This is a genomic window from Legionella massiliensis, from assembly GCF_000756815.1.
GTDB lineage: Bacteria > Pseudomonadota > Gammaproteobacteria > Legionellales > Legionellaceae > Tatlockia > Tatlockia massiliensis.
Map to the genome: position 1 here is coordinate 1038890 of NZ_CCVW01000001.1, position 21085 is coordinate 1059974.

Below are 21085 nucleotides of genomic sequence, written 5' to 3' on the forward strand. Positions count from 1 at the left end.
AAAAGAAGGTTAGATACTCATGACTTGTTGGCATAGGGGGATGCCAATTTGGAATAATAATGTGAATTAGTTGTGAAGTTTCTGCAAGCTTGCAGAAACTTCACGGAGGGGGGCGTGACCTATTACAATTGATCGAAGCAAGAGTTACGAGATTCAGCAACAATTCTAATGCGCATTCTGTTCAGAGTCGAAATTTACAACTCTGTTTCTACCTGCTTCTTTGTGAGGTTTCAGTAGAGTATCGATGAATGTGCTGTTAGGGGTTGTGAATGATTAGAACTACCAGCTTAGACCGACCCTGGTTATATAACCTATTGATTTTTAATTGTTAATTATTCAATCTTGCCGTCCTTAAATAAGTATTGGATTGAGAAATTACACTGTGCGCTATGCAAAGAAGTATTCTCAGCAACTATCCCCAAAAAGGTCAGCAAAGAAAAATATCATCCAAGCTTCAAAGCCATGTTGACCTTACAAAAATATTATATGGCCATGCCCTTTCATCGCCAGGACTATTTCCAATCACTGCTTGGCTTTCCTATTGCAGCATCGACTCAATGGCAATTGATGGAGGAACTGGTTTCCTGTGTGTTATTGGTATTCCCCGCATTAGAAAAAATGGCCGCCAATTGTTCCTTGATTCACAATGATGATACGGTTGTTCGCATTGTTGATGTCATCCGCAACAACAGACAAAATCCAGGGCAAAAGAGAACAGGGATGTATACCACGGGTATTCTTGCTCAAAATGGTGCCCATAAAGTCGTTTTATTTTATAACAGCAAACGCCATTTAGGGGAAAACATGGCGCGCTTGCTGAATAAGCGGGATAAGAATAAAGGGCAAGTTATTCAGATGTGTGATGCACTGAGCCATAATATCCCCGCAAACCACCGCACCATTGTTTGCAACTGCTTATCACATGGCTTTCGTAAATTTGAAGAGCTAAAGGTTTTTATCCCGAGCACTGTTAAACCTTCATGAAATGGCTGTCGATTCCATTTAAGGTTGATGAAAAATCAAAGCAATTAGGCCACAATGAGCAGCAACGTTTGCAAACACATAGCCAACCTCCCTTGCAGAAAGGTCACGAAAGAAATAGCCTGCTTTCAAGGGCTCCAAAGGACTAGCCAAAATTCAGCAATTGCAAATTTTACGTAGTACAAATAATCTTTTCATAATATAGCAAGAGCATTATCCACCTGGAGATTAAATTCATCCATGTAAACGACTTATCTTCTCTCAAAGGACAGTAGAGGACTGGAGTTTTCCTAGTTTTAATCATTAAACGGGTTTGTCGTTGAGGTAAAGATTGAGTGGGCAAAAGAGGTATTGATGAGAACCATCAATACTACAACCCTTCATGCAGCTTTTTGCTCAGCGATAAACGTGTCCTACACGACGCTCTTTCTTTATCTCTTAAACTATTTTTTTAATAGAGAGAACGAAAATGCAAAGCAAATATGAATTATTAAAACTAGGTCAGATACTCCATGAAGATACTTATTACCAGCTTTATAGCGCAGCATATAAGAAACAACCCGCAGTAGCCTTAAAAATTAAAGGGATTGTCTACGATTTTAATCTCGACGAAATTGACCAGTTAAAAGAAAAGATTTCTGTGAGTAACAATTCATCTGTGCTCAAATTGATTGATGTCGTGTCCGATCGATCTGGTTCTACAAATATGGTAATAATTGAAAACTTTTCAAATATATTCTATGAGCTTTTAGCTAATAATTTGAAATTTTCTCAACATGACATTCTAAATTATGCGCTTACACTGAGTGAAAGCTGCGCATCTCTTGTGAGTGAAGGCTATGTTCCCAAAATAAGCTTTGAAACGGTATGTCTAGACAAGCAAGGGGCGATTAAATTAATTCATCCTCATTTGCTCAAGACTCTTAGTGGATTGGTACTTACACCGCAAGAATGGAGAATGTCTAAAGCCAATAATAAAATGAAATTTCTTTTTAGGGCACCAGGATTTTCTAGATACAATTTCGATGAAGCCGCTTCAGTCTACGAATTCGGCTTGTTTTTATTGTATAGCTCTATTGGCAACCTTGATTTTATGAATAAATCAGATACTGAACTTGATAACATTGCCAAAGCAAAGGCTCACCCTGCTATTCCTGCTCATTGCCACCAAGACATTGCAACACTTATTACTAATTGTTTAAAACCTGAAGGTCGTCCCAGCTTTGCTCAAATCAGAGATTTCTTATCAATCCATCCAAAGATAGAGCAAGTTCAAACAGCAACGAAGAAGGTAGAGCAAGAAAAAAGTAGCCTGCTTTCAAGAATTCCTAGGGACATTATTAATCATGATCTGATGAAAGCAATTGATGCTTATGGTGTATTTGCTAGAAATAGTTCACTGCCTATAACCATTGATAATAGCTGTAATAATACTGCAACCCCTAAGTAACTCCTTTTACTTTTTCAACCTTTAAGGGGCCTGTGGAAGGACCCCAAAAAGTGTTAGTTCTGAGTTTAGTAGTCTTCCAGAAGTATTGTTTTAGGTGCTTTTCCATCGTATTGAGCATTGCAGCCACATCGATCTCATCATTGCTTTTTTTGAAATTATACTTACCCGTAAAAGCGATATGCGACCAAGCAATAAGTGAAGCCCTTGCAAATTCTTCAATAATTTCTTGGCTAACCCCCTTTTTTGAGCATCTTCTCATAAATCGTGTTTAGAATAATAGCATCGTAAGCAATAATACAATTTGCGATGAGACGAACAGCATGTGAAGGTAATCCCCCCATTTTTAACTTCATTTTTATGGCTTATTCTCGTTCCATTAATTTTGGCACTATTCTCCGGGTCCTACCCCTGTTGCTATGCAATAGGCTACCTCCACCCCAAACTCCCGCGGTCAAGCCGCGGGAATTCAATACTGGAGTGGGGGAGGGAACCTATTATGTTGCTATTTCAAGATCCTCCCGACATATTCGTTGGTTGATATATTTTATTGAAATAAGGAAGTTTTGACTCCACAGGAAAGAACTTTTGCAAGCACTGCAACGATTTAAAATTTGATATTCCATAAGGAGCATATTTTTCCTTTTGCTTTTCCCAAGTCATATTCTCGCCAGAATAGTCAATTTCATGCCATTCACGACCTATGATATGCGAGGTATTATTGTCAAAAGCAGGGAGATTCTTAAATTTATAAAATTTCACTTCAGTTATTAAATATTCTGCCATTTTCTCAGTTTCGTTCTTATTTAAACCTCTGTTATAGGTAGCCATCCATAACTCTGTTGTTGTTTTTGGCATCAGATCTTGTAATTTAGACAAATACAAAAAGTTAAAATCTGTGTTTTGTATATAATTTTCTAAGGCTTGTGCCTCTGAGTCTTGTAGTTTCATTTTATGCGAGGTCTGCTCAACTCTGGATTGCAAAACTGGACATAGCTTCTGCCATTCATTAGGTAAATGACATTCTCTGGCTATGACTGGTTTTGCAATGAAAATGGTTATAGCGATTACCATTGTTGCATGTAATTTCATCTCAAATGATCCTTTTTATTTTAGACTGATAGCAATATTTTCTATATGGTTAACCTCATCATCAGAAAGCTCAAAATCATTGATATCCAAATCGTCTTGCATATGTTGTGAGTTTGTTGAGCCTGTTAGCGGCAACATCCCCTTGTGTAAGGCAAAACGGAATATAAGTTGAGGAATGGTTTTATCATATTTAAGAGCCAATTTTTGCATATATGAGGTTGCAAGATAGGAAAGATTTGCAGTGAGTAATGAAAATCCTTGGTAGATAATCTTATGTGTTTTACAAAACAACCTAAGGTTTTGATCCCATCGGGAGATAGCGAAGCATCGATTTTGAATAAATGATGGTTTGATAAGGACCTTGTTGTATAACTCCTCTACCTGCTGGATGTTGACGTTTGAAATTCCGAGAAATTTGACCTTCCCCTCATGTACTAAGGTTTCCATAGCCTGCCAAATTTCCAAATCCGCATCGATTATTCCTCGAGACATTGTTGGTCCATGAAGAATATAGGAGTCAATATAGTCTGTTTGCAAATGATTTAGCGAACTGGCAAAGGATTGCTTAACCTGATTAGTCAAAGAAGCAAATTCATCATAGGGCAAACGCGAATCCTGGCCGTTTATGGACGTAAATTTTGTTTGTAAAAATAAGTCAGCGCGTGTTTTATCACTCGTTTTTAAAAATCTCTGCACAGCCAATCCAACACCTTCCTCAAAGTAATGCTTTCTCTGATTGGCGGTATCAATACCTTCATATCCTAAGGTTAAAGCCTGGGTAACAAGCAGCTCTGTATCCGCTTCTTTCCAGGCCGTCCCATATAAAATTGACGGTATTGATAGCTTATTACTACGTTGGTTCAATGCCATAATGGTTTGCCCCTTCTGAATCATTTTCGACCATAACCAACATCAACTAAATATTCATTATCATTAATTTGACTAATAATATTGCATGCCTAGGTGGGCGGCTACGAAACTCTGCACCATTATAAACTACTTCTGCTAAATGCAACTTAACGCCAAACCCAAGATAGGTAAGTACAGACTAAAATAACCCATTCATCTCATAACAATACCCAACACGATGCCAAGCGTTGATCCTACTGCACAAAATAATTTTGCAATTCGCAAGGCTGTTGGAAGGGGACCTGTAGAGGTCGCTAACTATTTAGCGTCTCTCCCTTGTTACAATCCTTTTGCAGCAAATATCTCCATTAATAAAAGGAATACAATTATTCAACTTCTAAAAGAACTCAAACTGGAACACCAGATTGTTTCTCATCGAATCAATCATAATAAAAATCTAACTTTTCTTTAATGGCCCAGGCAACCCCTTAAACAGTCTGGCTAAGGATGTTAGAGGAGTCATTGTAGAGCAAGCCAATGCTATTGATAATTTAATCTTGGCTTGTTAAGTCAACCATGCGTATATCTGTCACTATCAAAATGCGTTGAGCTATCTCAGAAAAACCGATAGCGGTTCTATAGTCAAGCATGCTGTAATGAGCCATTTAAGGTTTACTTAAGTCATTTATGATACAGTGTGCTTGTATTTTGTTCTCTCTTGGGCATTAAAATGCATTACTCAGATACTTATAATTTTATTAAGCAAATAAAAGATAAAGAGCTTGCTGCTCAATTAAAACAAGAATTAAAAAAGTTGGAAGCGAGCGCTAATGATCCTAGCTTTATTCATTACTTGAGAGAAAAACAAGACGGACAGGAAAAAGATATTTTTGCTTTACGCAAAGAGTATGACCTCATGCAATTGAACAAAGTTGTCATTGGTATTGAGGCGATAGACACTAAAATTAGTGAAGGCAAAGAAAAAGCTTATGCCGAAGATGTCAGTGCTCTGAATGCTATTCAAAGAATTCTAGCTGATATCAAAAGAACTGCTAAAAAACAAGTACAAACCTTAAACTATCGTTATAGAGATAATTATCAGCACTTCCATGAACTGGCTCAAGAGTTTGCCACACATTACCTACCATTTAATCAATCCAATGATCCGTTTAAAGGTTCTGATTTTTCGGGGTACTGCTGGGGGCATACTCACCAATATGGCAAGCTTATATCACAAGGTTTGCTCGATCATTTGTCGACGGCTTCTAACAAAGATCTATATAAAACGTTTAGGCAGAATTGGACTTTTGCAGACATTCTTTTTAGACGGGTTGGTTGGTATTTTAAAGTTAATTTAGAAGCACAAATGCGGGCGGCTATTTGGAATGCTTTAAAAGATATGGATGACCAAACCACCTTCAATTTTAATTTTCTTATTAAGAATCACGGCTTTCACTCAACCAGTTTGAGAATGGTTGGTGAGGGAATGGAATATTATGAAAACAATTATGGAGTTGTAAGATTCAATACGCGAGAAGAGGCTGTTAATTTTTTGGTTAGGCATTTGCTGCATGAAGCGAGTAATGTGTTTGGTGGTGAAGTTAGTTTCATTACCGTCTATAAGCTTCCCTATTCTAATGATCCAACTCAAGATCTGTTTGTTGACTTACCCCTGGCAAAGGTAAAAAAAGAGTCTAAATCAGAAGACCAGGTTGAACACCCTCAAGAACTGAAAACAGCCATTCATGCTTTGCAAACTTATATTAATTGTTTACAGACAGAGGGAGCTACGAAGGGAAAAATCAAAGCAAATGAACTTAGATACTTGGTTGATGAATTAAATTCGTTGCCAGTCGACGAAGTAAAGTCGCGCGTAGATGATATTCTTGCTAATAAAGAACATAGCCTTATGTTAAATAGGGGTACGGGATTATATTTCTTTATGTCGGGCTTCAAGAGTCATAGCACAACAGAAAGTTTATTGCAGGACATTTCTAACGTGGTAGGAGTTAGTGACCCCCTCAATATAATGATTTAACCAATAACAAAGCTAAATGAACTTATTGTCGGTAGTGATGAAAGAAAACCCCAATCGTTTACATATCTCTTCTAACAAGAAGAGATATTCCTCTTTCATGTTCTGAGATAACAAACTGATTTCAATTAATTCTCCCCACCGCTTATAAGTAATCCTCAATAGCTTCTAATGCCGCTTTAGCACAAAGACCATCGAGCTCTGGGTTAGCTCCACTAATACCAATCGCGCCTAAATGTTGACCCTCTTTACTAATAATAGGTAAACCGCCCTCAAGCAAGACTATCCCGGGAACAGAGGAGTAGGGGGAATTATCAAACGATTTATTTCGTTCCGCTAAGTCCTTAGTGGAGACTGGCATACTAGCAGAAGTCATCGCTTTGAGTTGTGACATTCGCACACTTACGAAGCCATTACCATCCATTCGCCGAAAGAGTTTTAAGTTGCCGTGGTTATCGAGAATAGCAACAGCAATTTTCAAATGAAGCTCAGAAGCCGTTTCTTCAGCACGAGCAGCCATTAATTCTGCCATTTGCAATGAAAGCTCTTTAACAGAAAGTAGCATAAAAGTCCCGTCCTTAACACCCAATCGTTGTAGTGAATATGCCATAACCAGAGATTAATGCAATTTACTGACAACAACTATTTTCGTTACTTTAGTAAGTGACCATAGTAAACCGCATTTGGCATATACAAATAATCTCCGATTTATTATTAATGCGGGTTAAATGGATTAGTTCGAATGCCTTATCCTCAGATACTTATCAAAGTGATTTCGCAATTGCAAAATCAGAGACAAACTGATTCTCTTTCTGATTCTTTTCATCAAAAAAGGTTTTAAGCAATTGATTCTGTGTATATGAAAAAGAGTAAATTTGCTCAAACTCATTTTCTTGTGATGAGATACTATCTTCATTAGTACAAGCTTTTTGAAATATTTCTTCTAGCTGAGGGCGCTATTAATTTCTCCCAGCATAGTATTATTCTCATCTAAATAGCTTTGCAAGATTTGTCGGCAATGCTGATTAGTAAAATCCCAGAATAAATCGGGATTTATAATATTTTCATCCCTCTTATTCATCTGCATATAATCCTGAATTAGCCTAATCGATTTTTATTAATTGCACATCGATTTCAATCGTTTCCTCGAATGATCTTAAAATACGAAAATGGGCCTCGCTCATTTGCAGTATTAAGCAACCCATTAGTTCGTTCTCCTTGTTTTAACAGGTTTTTATTTTTCGAGTTAGCTATCGTTAACTTATTTAACCATTCAAGAAATTCACTATAGCTCATAATAGACTCAATTTAAGTGTTTGATTCAGTATAAAATATGAATATTAAGAAAGTATTAACTGCAGCATTACTTAGATATGGATAGCTATCGCTATCAGCAGACAATAAGGTGGGTAGTCATTACCCTGATGGCGTTTTAGTGTAGCGGACAAAAAACCGCTTAAATATAGAACTCATTTTGTACTGATTTGTCATCAAATAGCACCATCAACTCGGATAACAGTAATTGATTGATGTTTGAAATTTGTGATTCGCGATTCGCAAATTGCGAATTCATGCTATATTTTGTTTATACCTCTAACCTGGCAGTGACAAATGCTAAAACCACAAGACATTGTGATACTGCTAAAAATTTTAGCAAGCAAACAACCTGAGCAGCTGCTTCAAAAAGATTTGGCGACATATCTTTGTATGAGTGCTTCTGAAGTACATGAAGGGATGAAGCGCTTAGAGTTATCAGGCTTGCTAGGGCCGGTTTATCGCAAATTAGGAGATTTATTTTCAAATAAAATTGTTCGAATGCCCATAAAAGCTGCTTGTGAAGAGTGCTTAATTATTGGAGTAAAATACTTTTTTCCAGGACAATTGGGATCTTATACGCGAGGAATTGCCACGAGTTATGCGGCTCCTTTGTTTAAAAAGCATATTATATTAGGTGACGATCCCATACCAGTATGGCCCTATTCTGAAGGAGAGCATCGAGGGTTAGCATTAGAACCTTTGTATCGTTCAGTACCTCGGGCGATAGCTAAACATCCAGATCAACTATTTTACGAATTATTGATTCTGATCGACGCTATACGCATAGGGAGAGCAAGAGAGCGAAATATCGCAATTAAACTATTAAGAGAGAAGTTATGCTTCAAAGAAACCAACGGGCAACCTCAAATCTAAAAATGCTGGAATTTGTCGCTCGCAAGCTTGGAGAGTTGAACAATGAGGTAGTCTATCTTGGTGGCTGTACTACCGCACTCTTTATCAATGATCCGCTTTCACTAGATGTTCGGCCAACATTAACGGTTGTGCTGATGGCCGCTTAGGCGATTATCAAAATAGCCCAGTATCGCTCAATGATAGCCGAATGATTGCTGTCTGTTCCAGGAAAAAATACTTGGTCGCTTCCAGCTATTACAAAAAATGCAGGAGCTAGCTGACATAGAAGCTAGTGCTTTGAAAAATGATTTAACTCAAGCGGTTAAACAACAACCTCAAAAAATTATTGTGTTAACTCATGTACCCCCATTCAAAGAGGCTTCTCAGCATATGGGGTAGATGAATGATGATAATTATCTACCTTACTTTAGTTCTAAAGAGATAGGTGATGCATTGATGTCTTTTGCTGTTGATGAGCCCTCAATAGATTTTTTAGTTCTATGTGGGCACACACATAGTGAAGCTGAATATCAGCCACGTGCTAATCTAATTGTGAAGGTTGGTAAAGCTGAATATAACAAGCCTGCGATACAAGAAATAATAACTATATAAGATAGAGCAATTCCTTCGATGAAAATGCTCTCATCCTTTTACAGAGCAGCTCTGGTCAACTTCTATTTCTTCATTTCACACCATTCCAGAACAAATATTTTGTATTGCTTATCTCTATATTGATACTACTCATCTGCAATACCAAGGTAAATAACGGTGTCCTTGAATCGTCTAAAAGCACCTTTACCTTGCAAGGCAATCAAAAGATTTTCTTTGTGACGCTCATCATTAAATGAAAAAGCAAAATCCTCCATCATTCTATACTCATCGACATCGTCTTGAGAGGGTAGTGTGGTAAAGTTTGTATTATCTTCTAAATAAGATTTAGCCAGTTGAACCATGTCATCCACCTACTATTATTTTAAATTGTCTTGAAGCATCTTAATATTTAAGAACAAATCAATTATTTCTGATGTAGACGTTGAGTAGGATACGCGCATCAGTAATGTTGATTTTTTCAATAAGGCATTTGAGTTACCGAGACTTAGCATATCTAATGGGAAAAGCAACGATTTAGATATTCTGTAAAATACTTCTGCCAAATCAATGCCTGTCATAATTTCTTTATTTAGGAAAAATTGTCCTCTAAAACTTGTAAAATCAATAATATGAAAAAAAGCTGCCTTTGGGTTATTGATTATGGAAATTCCGTTCAAACCATGTTTAATAAGATTTTTGTAGTTATTAACTCTCTTCTTTTCAAGAAGCTCATGAATTTTTTTTAATTCACTAGTTTTAAGATCTTTTACACTATTTAAGCCATTAATCAAAACCAACATCAATTTAGAGTTGAAGTTGAGATGTTTTCTTTTTTCTTCTAAAAAGTGATTCCTTAGTTTATCGTTAGATTTTTTGAAAAAAAAATACAACACAAGTTGTGAATGTATAGATGGAAACATAAACTCACTAAAACTGCTTATTTCTAGTGATTTGATAAATTCTCTATCTGACACAATAGATGAGACTCTAAATCCTGGACCAGCAATTTTTGATAATCCAAACATCATAGCGCTTTGGAACCCAGCTCCACCTATTGGATAGGTTTTTTCGCCATTATTTAAGTATGTGAAATGATAAGCCAGATCATTAAGAACAAAAATTTTACTGTTTTCAGGCATTCTAAAGATATTACTTAGTTCCAATGCTCTTTCTTTACTAGTAATTGTCCCAGTGGGATTATCTGGTGTGACATTATAATAAAGTATTGGATTCATATTTAGTTTTCTGGCTTTTTCAATTGCATCATTTATTTCTTTGGGGTGAACGCCATCATGGATTAGTATCTCTGAATTGGCAGAGAGAAATTTAACATTTGAAATATCTGGGATCGTGTAAAAATAATTATTTGTAATAATACAAGGGGTTTTGTCAGGCTGCTCTCTCAGACTTTTGTCACGTAAGTATTTATAAATTGTATTAATAGAAGAATTTATTCCAGGAGCTATTGCTATATTCTCTTCAGTTAGTAACTTATCATCAGATGTTTTATATCCTATTGATTTTACGGTGGCTACTAATTCTTTTCTTATAAATTTTAGACCGTTGCAGTCTTCATATCTTGTCAAAGAAGAAGGATGTTTCATAAGATATTCATTGGCTTGTTCAACTGCAAACATGGGTGGCCTACCGTATGGGTTTGCCCCGGCAGCTTCAATGCCTAGAAGTTCATGAGGCTCATCTTCTGTAATATTAAAATCGTCCCATAATACTTTAAATTTTCTCTCTAAATCGAACCTACTTACAGGTTGGTCAAGATTAATAATAGGGTTTAAAGTGTTTTTTTTATACATTAAACAACTCCGTTTAAATATCTAAGATGCTTCAAGGACTTAAACATGAACGCGTTTGGGGACGTACATGTTTGAGTCTAAATTTGCAATGCTCTTATTACTAACTCATGTTAGACACATATTTTAGGGTGACCTTTCTACAATCGTGTAGAAAGGTCTAAGAAAGGGGCGGCTTTAGCGTAACGGGACATTGGAGTCTTTTGCTCTGCTTGTCATATTGGTTTGATCTCCATCTATGAATGCAGAAGACGAAGATGGTTTTGCGAAAAACGACAAGTCGGAGTTCGATGATGGTGCAGAGACCTCTGATAATGTCTTGCCAGCAACAAAATCAATTAAACGAGCTAAGCCTGATGATAATTTTGCGACCGTTTTTTCATGCGTACTGTTGTATTGTTTAGCCGATTTCTCTTGAAGCTTATAACCATTACAATTACCCACCACTTTAATGAACATGACTGGAGTGTGAGAGGCAATTGCTACAGCAACACCTATAGCTTCCATATCCACATGACGGATTTCGCTGGTTAAAAGAGCCGCAGCTTCTTTTTTTCTCAGATAAAAAGAATCAGATGATCCCAGTGTTGCAATTTTGCAATCCAAAGATTTTGCTAGATAACTCGATGCAATAATACCGGCAGAAGTGGGACGTCTGGCAAAATTTTGCCACTTCTCATCGCCTGGGACGCGACGATCGAACGCGCAGACTTCATTGGCTATGACTAAATAGGGAAATGCTGAATCATCCAAAAATTCATCCTCGCTTCCCACTACATATCCGGCTGTACCCGCATTGATAAACAGATCCGGTTGCAAGAAACTCCTTATCCTTTCAGCCATCAAAGAGGCATCGATGGTACCAACTCGATCAACTTCTTCAGGCCCTTTTCCGGTAATAACCACAATCAATTCAACCCCACTCTTCAGTCTTTCTCCAGAGGAATAAAGGCTATAACCAAATTCAGCGATCAGCGGATTGTCCTCAGGAAGCGTTTCCAAAAAATATCTGTCAGAATAGTCTGTTAAAAATGGACGTGCTTCGACTTCCATTGTGAACTGTAAGACAACCTTTTTGAGTGGTTTGGGACCTTCTTCAAATTTTTCGATCATAATTTTGTACTCCTAAATAAAATTTTTCTGTACATGACAAAAAAACTGTCATGCTCGCGCAGGCAAGCAACCATTTTGCGTTCCGCATTGAAAGAAGTTGAAGTAACGCACTGATATACAATGAAAATAACATAATCTCGATCGCTTGCATTTTCCGATGATGTTGATCACTCGGAACGAAGTGACGGGCTCAGAGAGCAACGGAACCGCTAGCTCATGAGCTTAAAGACCTGAATGCATAAACATGCATTTTTCTCCTTCAATCTAATTTGGAATTATCTCAATGCTAGCTGAATGAATAATTAATAAAGATGTTGGATTTTTGATAGTTAGAATTAAAAAATAAGCAGAGCTAATTAAATATCTATAACTTTCTTCGCTTGGTTCACCGAAACATTGGTTGATTTACCTGGATATTAATGATTATGTCCTTAATGCACGTCCTTGGACGTAAAGCAGTAATGACTCGTCTTGAAGCATTTCCCTGCTAAGCGCTCTGACATTGAATTAGGGAAATGATTCAACCTTTATTAGAAAACGTGGTTTTTCGTTCTAATAACTTAGAGCATCAACTGATGTGGTCAACCAAAATGTTACACCCCAGTTAAGCAACTTTCATTAAACAATCGCTTTGTTTTTCAAATTGATTTGGACTTAAATATCCTAAATAAGAATGCAATCTGTAGCTGTTATAGAACATAGTGATGTAATTCAAAATATCCTGCTGAGCTTCCCATCGAGTTTGATAATTTCGCCATTGAACTCGTTCTTGCTTTAAACGACCAAAGAAGCTTTCAATAACACTATTATCCCAGCAGTCTCCTCTTTTACTCATACTGCCAATATAACCTTTACGCGTTAATAAGTTATGGTATTGGTAACTTGCGTACTGACTTTCTCTATCTGAATGAATAACGAGTCCTGCTGATGGCTTTCGCTGCCAAATAGCTCTATTCAGAGCATCACAGACTAATGTTGCTTTCATTCGAGAGCCCATACTCCAGCCCACTATTTTTCTTGAAAATAAATCCATAACAACCGCTAAATAAAGCCAGCCTTCCTGAGTCAAGACATAAGTGATATCGGATACGTAAGCTTTATTTGCTTCTTTAACATCAAACTGTCTATTTAAAACGTTGTACTGGATGCAATTTTGCGTGCGTTGAGTAGTAGAAAGGTAACTTATTGATACAATATCGTATCGAGAAGCAGCGGACTATCTGAGTTTTTCTTCTGCCAGAATAGGCTTGTTATTGAACAATAAGAGCTGATTATCTGATGATTCTTAATTAGGGTAGTTCAGCAGCTCGAATACTCATGTACTTACCACACCTCATCTTTTGCATGGTTTGGAACGAGGTCTATAATACATGTTGGGGTCGCGACTTGCCTTTCAGTTATAGTCAAATGACAAGACGCGATCCTCTTAAACGAGCCCTAGGATAATTAATGATGGTTGCAGGTTGCACCAAAATTGCGTTTCCTTATGTTATAAGCATCTTATAAAAAGCTTACCATAAGCTTAGAGGTTATCTTTTTCATAGGTTTATGCGGGGATAATATGGAAAGACCCAAAATAGGACTAGTACTTGGCAGCGGGTCAGCACGCGGCTGGGCACACATAGGCGTCATCCATGAGTTGGCAAACATGGGCATAAAACCAGATCTTGTTACAGGCTCATCCATAGGTGCTGTGGTCGCGGGGGCTTATGTATCAGGTCACCTCGACGAATTTGAAGAATGGATTTTCACACTTAGACGTGTGGATATTCTAAAATTATTAGATGTTCGCATAGCTGGTGGCGGTTTTATCCAGGGTAAACCTCTTATGATTGCCATCGAAAAACGAATTGGCAATCCTAATATCGAGGATCTGAAAGTTCCCTTTGGGTGTGTTGCAACATCGCTCTCGAATGGAAAAGAGCACTGGTTGAGAGAAGGCTCCTTACTCGATGCTGTGCGAGCATCTATCGCTCTACCTGGAATTTTTGCACCTATTGCTTTAAAACAAGATATTATGCTGGATGGTGGTCTAGTCAATCCTGTACCTATTTCACTAGCACGTGCTATGGGTGCCGATTACATCATTGCTGTTAATTTAAACAGTGATCTCGTCGGTAGACATTTCTCTTCACATCACAGCGATGTTGCAGCCGACAAACAAGAAAATAAAAAGAAATTGGAATATGCTGAAAAGAATGATCCAAACATTGCTAAGTGGGCGTCCATGTTGAAAGATAACTTCGATATTAGACTAGATTCATTTATTTCCTCACTGCGTAAAAAGAAAATCTTTGAACCAGGTCTCTTCGACGTGATCGCTGGATCCATTAACATTATGCAGGATCGAATCACCAAGTCGCGCATGGCAGAGGATCCGCCCGACGTTCTCATCACACCGAAGCTTGGCTATATCGGTCTTATGGAATTCGATCGCGCTCAAGAAACTATTAGCGAAGGTCACGAAGCGACTCGTCGCATGAAAGTCAATCTGGAAAAGCTTAAGAATAAATCATAATTTCTACTGCACAATTTGATTATTTATTTTGTATCATTGATTAGTGTAACTTTATCGTTTAGTTACTCTCCACCTTATTAACTAAAGACATATCCGTCTGCCCAAGTGTATACAGGTGGTTGAAATGTGCCTTTAAAGCAATCCTTAGTGTTGGATAACAATAATACTCCAACCCATATTCTTTAACGGTTTTCTGTACGATTCTTGCGATTTTAGGGTAATGAACGTGACAAATTGTTGGAAAAAAATGATGCTCTATTTGGTAATTTAAACCGCCAATAAACCAGGTTAATAGGCGGTTATTTGGTGAAAAATCGGAGGTGGTTTTTACTTGATGACTAGCCCAGTCATGTGCAATATTCCCACTGTTATCGGGTAATGGATAATCTGTATTTTCAATGACATGTGCGAGCTGGAATACAACCGCTAGAATGATTCCAGTTACAGCATGCATGACGATAAATCCTATTATCCACTGAAAAATATTAATATTTAGAATCATCATCGGTATAACAAGCATATAACTATAGTAAATAGCCTTTGAAATGATTAAAAACCTCAGCTCTTTCGTATATTGAGCTTTTGACTTAATTAGGCCCATTGAAAAATATCGCTTTAGTTGGGCAAATTCTTTATGTAACACCCATATTAGAGTCGTCAAAGCGTACAAGAAAATGGCGTATAGGTGCTGAAATCTAAATATAGATTTTTGTTTATCATGAGGACAAAAACGCATAAACCCATAAGGGTTTAAATCCTCATCAACGTCATGAATATTTGTGAATCTATGATGAAGAACGTTATGCTGTAGCCGCCACCATATTGGATTACCACCTATTATCAGCACATATATTAACGTACCCCACCATTTATTAATCTTTGATGAGGAAGAAAACGATCCATGGATACAGTCATGCATTACCCCCATACCCAAGCCCGCTATAGCTACTCCCATCGTTGCGGCAAGTAGAAGCATTGATATGGAATTAAGGTTATATGTTAATAAAATACCATATGGGATAAATAGCAAAGCCAACAAAACAACACTTTTTATGACTATTTTTTTACCACCATATTTAGAGATACCTAAACGGCTAAAATAGTTATTTACTCTTTGTCTAAGTACACCATGCAGGTCTGCTTTAGGGAATTGAATCATAGTTTAACACTTATATTTTGACAAACGATTTCATTTGAACCAGTTTTTACCTGAGTGTCAACATATTTAATAAAGATAGAGTATTACTCTTTACCATCGGTTTTGGTTACCTCGAAAATTCTCTTTTTTTCTTGCTGCGCTGACCCGGATAGTTCTTTCTTTTAGTTCCATTCCATCCATATTTAAAGCTTTTACGGCACTTGAATTGGATGAAAAAGTAATAAATGCAAAGCCTTTTGATTCACCAGTATATCTATCAATGATAATTTTAATATCATCAATAGAACCAAATTCTGAAAATGCCTCTATGAGCTCTGTTTCAGTTGTACACGATGATAAAGAACCGACATATATTTTATTTTGTTTCGTAATAACACCTTATGATTATTGGAGTGAAGAAAGGCGATGAAAATCCCATCCTAAACATATTCAGGGGTGTTTTTTGCATTAGCCTTTACGGTGGTTAAGAAGGTTTGGCGGCCTTGTTTATCAGAGTATGAATTAATTCCAATTAACTTTTGATTACATGAATTGCATAATCTGTAGTAGATAAACTTTCCTTCGTTCGTTTTGTATTGTCCTTGTAAGGAAAAACTATCAGAAGTTTGTAAACAGTAATGGCATATTTTAGGGCTCATAACATTCCTACCTTAACAGTCAGCTTCGAGTCAAAATGACTAAAAGGTAAGTGATTGCCTCATAATTATGAAAATTGAATCACATGTAATAGGCAAGTAAAAAAGAAGGGTGGATACAAAAATTTTTATCCACTTGGTTTAATTATATCATATTTCTAATATAAATAGTATTTGTCAATGAGTAAAAGGGGCATCTGCTGAAAATCTGAATTGTCCGGATGAAGTGCTGAAGCGACAATTTCTGAAGTCGAGTTGCATCGAATACTTAAAAAAGAAAAATGCAAACAATACGCCTTCCTTAAAACAATTATATGAGCTAGCAGACTAATTGCGACCAAAATAATGTTAAATTTCAATTTAAAAAAAATTACGCAAAACCCATTTTTGAAACCATTGTAACGACCTCCCTCAGTATAAATATAATTTGCTATATTCAAATATAGGTGTTAATGTGCTTCTATGGCTTGAGAGAAAGCCGGTTTTGCACATTACTAATTCCACGTTGTTTACCTAATTTACGCGCTATTATCAATAAAACTATCTTTTTCATCTTCCTAAACAGCTTAATATTTAAGCATATTTATAATTTTTTTCAGGTATATGTTATGTCAAAAACAACAGCTGGTACGGTTAAATGGTTTAATGAGTCTAAAGGTTTTGGTTTTATTGAACAAAGTACGGGGCCAGATGTTTTCGCCCATTTTAGCTCTATAGTAAGTAGTGGCTTTAAAACATTAACAGAAGGTCAACGTGTAGAGTTCGTCGTAACTCAAGGTCAAAAAGGCCCTCAAGCTGAACAAATCGTTTGCTTATAATTTTTTATAGTAACAAGCAACCTAGTGTCGTGAGCCCTGATGAAAAACGGGGCTTTAAACGATTTACTTTCGCACAAAATTTCTTTTCATCGCCTCTTAATCCTATAGCAATGAGTTGAATATTTTTTGTGTGGTAGTCATCTTATTGGGGTTACTGTATGGCGATTATGAATCTATGTTAGAAAGAAAATCTATTGAAACTGTTCTCTAACTATTCATTTTATCTTAAATTTTATTTGTATATATTTATTTTTAGCCAGTTTAGTCACTCCATCCTATAAGTATAAGGATAATATTATGTCAAATATAAAGACAGGAACTGTTAAGTGGTTTAGCAAATCGAAAGGTTTTGGTTTTATTAAGCAGGACTCAGGAGCAGACGTATTTGCTCACTTTTCCTCGATCATAACCGATGGTTTTAAAACTCTTATTGAGGGGCAGAAAGTAGAGTTTGTTGTAATCGCTGGAGATAAGGGGCCTCAAGCAGATAATATAGTTATAAGAAATTCATTAAGTAGTCCTCGCTATCCTTCTGCCAATGGGAGCTACTTCTCTAGGGCTCAAATGTATTTAAGACGATTTTTCAATATGTCTAACTAATAGCAACTTAATCGCTATTTTTAAAAAATAGAAATGCTATGAAGTAATAGTATGGACCCTGCCACTTTAACGAGGCTTCATAAAGAGCCAGAATGAGAGTGTTTAGTTTCATTCAAAAAAGTGGAGGATCCATAATGAATAATATTAAAGTATTAGGAATAGATTTAGCAAAAAATGTTTTCCAGCTTCATGGTACAGACAGTAATGGAAAAGGTGTTTTGCGTAAACGATTGAGTCGTGAAAAACTAGTTGAATTTATGGCAAATTTATCACCCTGTCTTGTTGGCGTTGAAGCCTGTGGAGGAGCTCATTATTGGTCTCGATTATTTGTTGAAATGGGCCATACAGTAAAAATGATGTCACCACAATTTGTAAAACCTTATGTAAAGTCCAATAAAAATGATGCAAAGGATGCTGAGGCAATATCGGAGGCTGTAACACGGCCGACAATGCGTTTTGTACCAATAAAGAATATGACACAACAGGATGTATTATTACTCCACCGAGCTAAAGAGCTTGCGGTCAAACAAAGAACCGCTCAAGCGAATCAAATTCGTGGTTTTTTAGCAGAATATGGAATTATTATTGCTCAAGGTATTCAGCGTCTTGTGCAACTACCTGAAATACTAGATGCTAATGAAGATAAGATAAGCTCATGTTCAAAGAAAATATTTTTACAGTTACACGAACAACTTAAACTTTATGATGAGCAGGCCAAGTACTACGATAAAGAGATACGTGAACAAGCAAAAACTGATCCCCGCTGTGTAGCAATTCAAAGCATAGAAGGCATTGGACCTATAACAGCCTCGGCAATAGTAGCTACAATTGGTGATCCCACTGTTTTTAAAAATGGCAGAGAGGTAGCTGCCTGGCTGGGTTTAGTGCCTCGACAGAATTCCAGTGGCAACAAGATTGTTTTAGGCTCTATCACAAAAAGAGGAGATCGTTATATAAGGACATTGCTGATTCATGGCGCACGCACAGTCATAAAAACATGCGGGAACAAAAAGGATAAAAAAAGCCAGTGGGTAATAGAGAAAAAGCTTCGTATTGGTTTTAACAAAACGGCAGTAGCATTAGCCAATAAAAATGCACGTACAATTTGGGCGATGTTGGCGACAGGCGAGTCTTATCGTAAGCCATTGGCAATTGCATAATGAACTCATAAATAAAATTTATTAATCAAATTATAGTTTCACTTAATATTACTGAATGTAAAAAGTACATTCAGCAATATTAAGCGATGTAAGTAAAACAAGAAGTTACTTTGTTCTGGAGATTGCTAAAGGTAGACAAAATTGATAGCAAAATAGGTAAGACCAGCTCTTTCAAAACCTGTATTAGACCAAGATCGTTTTCAAGATCGTTGACGTGATGAGGAGAAAGAGCGCGAATACTATCAGGGTTAGAGTGATTTATAACACTTATTAAAAACCGAATATATGACTGCATCTCAACCTATTTTTGTTAAAAATTGAAATTTACCTCTTGCGGTGCCTGGCAGGGTCCATATATGGTCTAATAGATCTATTAAACCGCTTCATTATCCATTAGGCTTTTTGCTTGACGACATGCCAAGAATTTCGGCTCTGTCGAAAATTTTTTGGATAATTGACGCTGCCCTGTCTACTTCTAACATCTCAAATGCTCCTCAATTTTTTTGGAGCATTTGATCATGACGCACTCTTTAATTCAATTCATATTTCGTGGGGATACATCAGTTCCGGAACCATAAACAAGATCTATCTTGTTGTTCTTCCTGGGAATCTTTTATTGTCTTAATTTCATCACCAATAATTTCCTTCAATCGACCTTGTTTTAGCGCCTGCATTTCATCTTCCGTCATCACTTCGCCATCGTCACCTTGCAAGATTTTAATTGCTTTTTTTGCAGCAGAAATCTTTGTTGTGGCACTATTTATGGGTGTAAAGATTTCAGCCCATTTGCTTTTATACTCAGACTTTGATGTTTGTCGCTCTCTTTCACGGTCGACGATATATTGGTTCAATTTTGCAATAGGATCATTTTCTAATTGTTTTTTAATTTCAGGATCGCGCGGATCGGCTTCATTACCATATTTTTCTTTAAACTTGGTGAGGGGGCAGCTATAGGAACCTGAGACAATCATGCAGGTCGGCTTATTGGGAAAATCAGTATCAATAACCTCTTTGAGGTTTCTCTGGCTATCATCATAATAGTCAATAACAAAATCGCTTGTGCCCATTAATTGGGGTAAATGATTTATAAGCTCCTGGCATTGTTCAACTTTTCCTTGAGGGTAAAAGTCACCAGGGCTTTTTCTCTCATCCTGCCCCAAAGCCGCCCTAATTTTTTCAACTTCTGTGCGTACTTCAAGATTAAAACTTGCAATGTCGACTTGATCACCCTTTGAGCTAGCCTCTTCTTTTAAGCGCTCTTCAAAATCTTTCAAGCGGCTCTCATAATACTCAGTAGGGTTACCGAAAAAGCGATCAACAGAGGTAGATACCTTTATTGGTTTGCCTAAAATAGTGCTAAGTGCCTGAACAGCATCGGGGGTATTGATTATCTCTTCTTTTGCAGGTACTTGTTCCGCTAAGATATATGGGCGAGAAACTTGTCCTACTTGCAAAAATTTGCTTCGTTGGGTAAACAAGATAACTTCGTCATAAGCTTTCAGTTGTTCCACTAAGGCCTGATTCAGCTTACCATTCTCAACCAAACAGCCATCAATATCTACAAAAGCGACTTTCTTAGGCATAAGGCCTCCTGACGGTTTCCTTATATTTGTTGTGTTTATTATAGGCAAGATTATATTAAGAAATGATTAAGGGGCGCGACAAACAACGGAATTAAAAGATACTCGGGGTTTGGAGTCCAATGGAGCGGAAACGGGCTGCGTTGCAAAAAATTAACTTTCCTATACTTACCTAATTAATGCTGGGGGTAAGATATGGATAAATACCAACCAAGGGATTTCAAATGGCGCCATTTTCATGGCGAAGTGATTATGCAATGCGTACGCTGGTACTGTAAATATGGAATCAGCTATCGTGATCTAGAAGAAATGATGAAGGAACGCGGGTTAGAAATAGCTCACACTACTGTGTATCGCTGGGTTCAGCACTATGCGCCAGAACTGAAGAAACGGCTGGAGTGGTATAAAAAGCGTTATTCCAACAGATGGCACCTGGATGAAACTTACATCAGGGTAAAAGGAGAATGGAAATACCTATACCGTGCAATTGATGAGCGAGGGAATACGATTGATTTCTACCTATCTGAAGT

General features: G+C 37.1%; 22 protein-coding genes and 3 pseudogenes. 11 read left to right on the forward strand and 14 right to left on the reverse strand.

Annotated features, from left to right (window positions below):
* Positions 1–342: 342 nt before the first annotated feature.
* Together BN1094_RS19190 and BN1094_RS04380 are read left to right on the forward strand one after the other, a co-directional pair.
* On the forward strand, positions 343–984 hold the full coding sequence (locus BN1094_RS19190; protein WP_245614170.1) for an IS66 family transposase: 642 nt from the start codon (positions 343–345) through the stop codon (positions 982–984).
* A gap of 466 nt (positions 985–1450) precedes the next feature.
* Positions 1451–2431 carry a protein kinase gene (locus tag BN1094_RS04380; protein ID WP_043873120.1) on the forward strand — a complete coding sequence of 327 codons (981 nt, stop codon included), beginning with the start codon at positions 1451–1453 and terminating at the stop codon, positions 2429–2431.
* Here BN1094_RS04380 and BN1094_RS04385 read toward each other — a convergent pair.
* The 3 genes from BN1094_RS04385 to BN1094_RS04395 form a co-directional block, all read right to left on the reverse strand.
* The gene (locus BN1094_RS04385) at positions 2424–2690 is read right to left on the reverse strand and encodes a hypothetical protein (protein WP_043873121.1); all 267 of its coding nucleotides are present in this window, start codon (positions 2688–2690) and stop codon (positions 2424–2426) included. The genes BN1094_RS04380 and BN1094_RS04385 overlap by 8 nt on opposite strands.
* Positions 2691–2938: 248 nt before the next feature.
* The gene (locus tag BN1094_RS04390) at positions 2939–3520 is read right to left on the reverse strand and encodes a hypothetical protein (protein ID WP_043873122.1); all 582 of its coding nucleotides are present in this window, start codon (positions 3518–3520) and stop codon (positions 2939–2941) included.
* 15 nt (positions 3521–3535) lie between these two features.
* Positions 3536–4390, reverse strand: coding sequence for an aldo/keto reductase family protein (locus tag BN1094_RS04395; protein ID WP_043873123.1), 855 nt, complete (start codon positions 4388–4390; stop codon positions 3536–3538).
* A 709-nt stretch (positions 4391–5099) separates the two neighbouring features.
* On the opposite strand from BN1094_RS04395, the gene BN1094_RS04405 reads away from it, so the two are divergent.
* Entirely contained in the window at positions 5100–6407 is a 1308-nt protein-coding gene (locus tag BN1094_RS04405; RefSeq protein WP_043873125.1) for a hypothetical protein, read from the forward strand.
* Positions 6408–6549: 142 nt separating this feature from the next.
* On the opposite strand, the gene BN1094_RS04410 is transcribed toward BN1094_RS04405, so the two are convergent.
* The 3 genes from BN1094_RS04410 to BN1094_RS19775 form a co-directional block, all read right to left on the reverse strand.
* A complete protein-coding gene (locus BN1094_RS04410; RefSeq protein ID WP_218054601.1) occupies positions 6550–6969 on the reverse strand; it encodes a GlcG/HbpS family heme-binding protein in 420 nt (139 codons plus the stop codon).
* Positions 6970–7347: 378 nt separating this feature from the next.
* Entirely contained in the window at positions 7348–7485 is a 138-nt protein-coding gene (locus BN1094_RS19770; protein ID WP_176695256.1) for a hypothetical protein, read from the reverse strand.
* 53 nt (positions 7486–7538) lie between these two features.
* The gene (locus BN1094_RS19775; protein ID WP_176695257.1) at positions 7539–7700 is read right to left on the reverse strand and encodes a hypothetical protein; all 162 of its coding nucleotides are present in this window, start codon (positions 7698–7700) and stop codon (positions 7539–7541) included.
* A gap of 315 nt (positions 7701–8015) precedes the next feature.
* Here BN1094_RS19775 and BN1094_RS04415 point away from each other — a divergent pair, with 315 nt between their 5' ends.
* From BN1094_RS04415 to BN1094_RS20050, 3 genes are all read left to right on the forward strand, one after another.
* Positions 8016–8594 carry a hypothetical protein gene (locus BN1094_RS04415; RefSeq protein WP_043873126.1) on the forward strand — a complete coding sequence of 193 codons (579 nt, stop codon included), beginning with the start codon at positions 8016–8018 and terminating at the stop codon, positions 8592–8594.
* Entirely contained in the window at positions 8558–8740 is a 183-nt protein-coding gene (locus BN1094_RS19610; RefSeq protein WP_141650420.1) for a hypothetical protein, read from the forward strand. Before BN1094_RS04415 ends, BN1094_RS19610 begins: the two co-directional genes overlap by 37 nt.
* Positions 8741–8972: 232 nt before the next feature.
* The gene (locus BN1094_RS20050; RefSeq protein WP_245614171.1) at positions 8973–9185 is read left to right on the forward strand and encodes a hypothetical protein; all 213 of its coding nucleotides are present in this window, start codon (positions 8973–8975) and stop codon (positions 9183–9185) included.
* 125 nt (positions 9186–9310) lie between these two features.
* On the opposite strand, the gene BN1094_RS04425 is transcribed toward BN1094_RS20050, so the two are convergent.
* The 4 genes and pseudogenes from BN1094_RS04425 to BN1094_RS04440 all read right to left on the reverse strand — a co-directional run.
* A complete protein-coding gene (locus BN1094_RS04425) occupies positions 9311–9526 on the reverse strand; it encodes a UPF0158 family protein (RefSeq protein ID WP_052403133.1) in 216 nt (71 codons plus the stop codon).
* 15 nt (positions 9527–9541) lie between these two features.
* A complete protein-coding gene (locus BN1094_RS04430; protein WP_043873127.1) occupies positions 9542–10975 on the reverse strand; it encodes an aminotransferase class I/II-fold pyridoxal phosphate-dependent enzyme in 1434 nt (477 codons plus the stop codon).
* A gap of 174 nt (positions 10976–11149) precedes the next feature.
* Positions 11150–12085 carry a nucleoside phosphorylase-I family protein gene (locus tag BN1094_RS04435; protein WP_043873128.1) on the reverse strand — a complete coding sequence of 312 codons (936 nt, stop codon included), beginning with the start codon at positions 12083–12085 and terminating at the stop codon, positions 11150–11152.
* A gap of 604 nt (positions 12086–12689) precedes the next feature.
* Positions 12690–13262: pseudogene (locus tag BN1094_RS04440) on the reverse strand (IS3 family transposase); the annotation flags it as partial.
* A 384-nt stretch (positions 13263–13646) separates the two neighbouring features.
* Here BN1094_RS04440 and BN1094_RS04445 point away from each other — a divergent pair.
* Complete coding sequence (locus tag BN1094_RS04445) at positions 13647–14603, forward strand: patatin-like phospholipase family protein (RefSeq protein WP_043873129.1); 957 nt, start codon at positions 13647–13649, stop codon at positions 14601–14603.
* Positions 14604–14661: 58 nt separating this feature from the next.
* Here the strand turns inward: BN1094_RS04445 and BN1094_RS04450 are convergent, their stop codons facing one another.
* From BN1094_RS04450 to BN1094_RS04455, 3 genes are all read right to left on the reverse strand, one after another.
* Positions 14662–15762 (reverse strand): fatty acid desaturase family protein, encoded by a 1101-nt coding sequence (locus BN1094_RS04450; protein ID WP_043873130.1) that lies wholly within the window; start codon positions 15760–15762, stop codon positions 14662–14664.
* 90 nt (positions 15763–15852) lie between these two features.
* Positions 15853–16134 (reverse strand): RNA recognition motif domain-containing protein, encoded by a 282-nt coding sequence (locus tag BN1094_RS20270; RefSeq protein ID WP_081934983.1) that lies wholly within the window; start codon positions 16132–16134, stop codon positions 15853–15855.
* A 47-nt stretch (positions 16135–16181) separates the two neighbouring features.
* The gene (locus BN1094_RS04455; protein WP_043873131.1) at positions 16182–16400 is read right to left on the reverse strand and encodes a hypothetical protein; all 219 of its coding nucleotides are present in this window, start codon (positions 16398–16400) and stop codon (positions 16182–16184) included.
* A 605-nt stretch (positions 16401–17005) separates the two neighbouring features.
* Here BN1094_RS04455 and BN1094_RS04460 point away from each other — a divergent pair.
* The 3 genes and pseudogenes from BN1094_RS04460 (at position 17006) to BN1094_RS04470 (ending at position 18975) form a co-directional block, all read left to right on the forward strand.
* The gene (locus BN1094_RS04460) at positions 17006–17215 is read left to right on the forward strand and encodes a cold-shock protein (RefSeq protein WP_043873735.1); all 210 of its coding nucleotides are present in this window, start codon (positions 17006–17008) and stop codon (positions 17213–17215) included.
* Positions 17216–17512: 297 nt separating this feature from the next.
* A pseudogene (locus BN1094_RS04465) lies at positions 17513–17713 on the forward strand (cold-shock protein); the annotation flags it as partial.
* Positions 17714–17949: 236 nt separating this feature from the next.
* A complete protein-coding gene (locus BN1094_RS04470) occupies positions 17950–18975 on the forward strand; it encodes an IS110 family RNA-guided transposase (protein WP_043872911.1) in 1026 nt (341 codons plus the stop codon).
* Between the two features lie 560 nt (positions 18976–19535).
* On the opposite strand, the gene BN1094_RS04475 is transcribed toward BN1094_RS04470, so the two are convergent.
* Positions 19536–20558: a hypothetical protein gene (locus tag BN1094_RS04475; protein ID WP_043873132.1), complete on the reverse strand. Its 1023-nt coding sequence runs from the start codon at positions 20556–20558 to the stop codon at positions 19536–19538.
* A 192-nt stretch (positions 20559–20750) separates the two neighbouring features.
* Here BN1094_RS04475 and BN1094_RS04480 point away from each other — a divergent pair.
* Positions 20751–21080, forward strand: a pseudogene (locus tag BN1094_RS04480) (IS6 family transposase); the annotation flags it as partial.
* Positions 21081–21085: the final 5 nt, after the last annotated feature.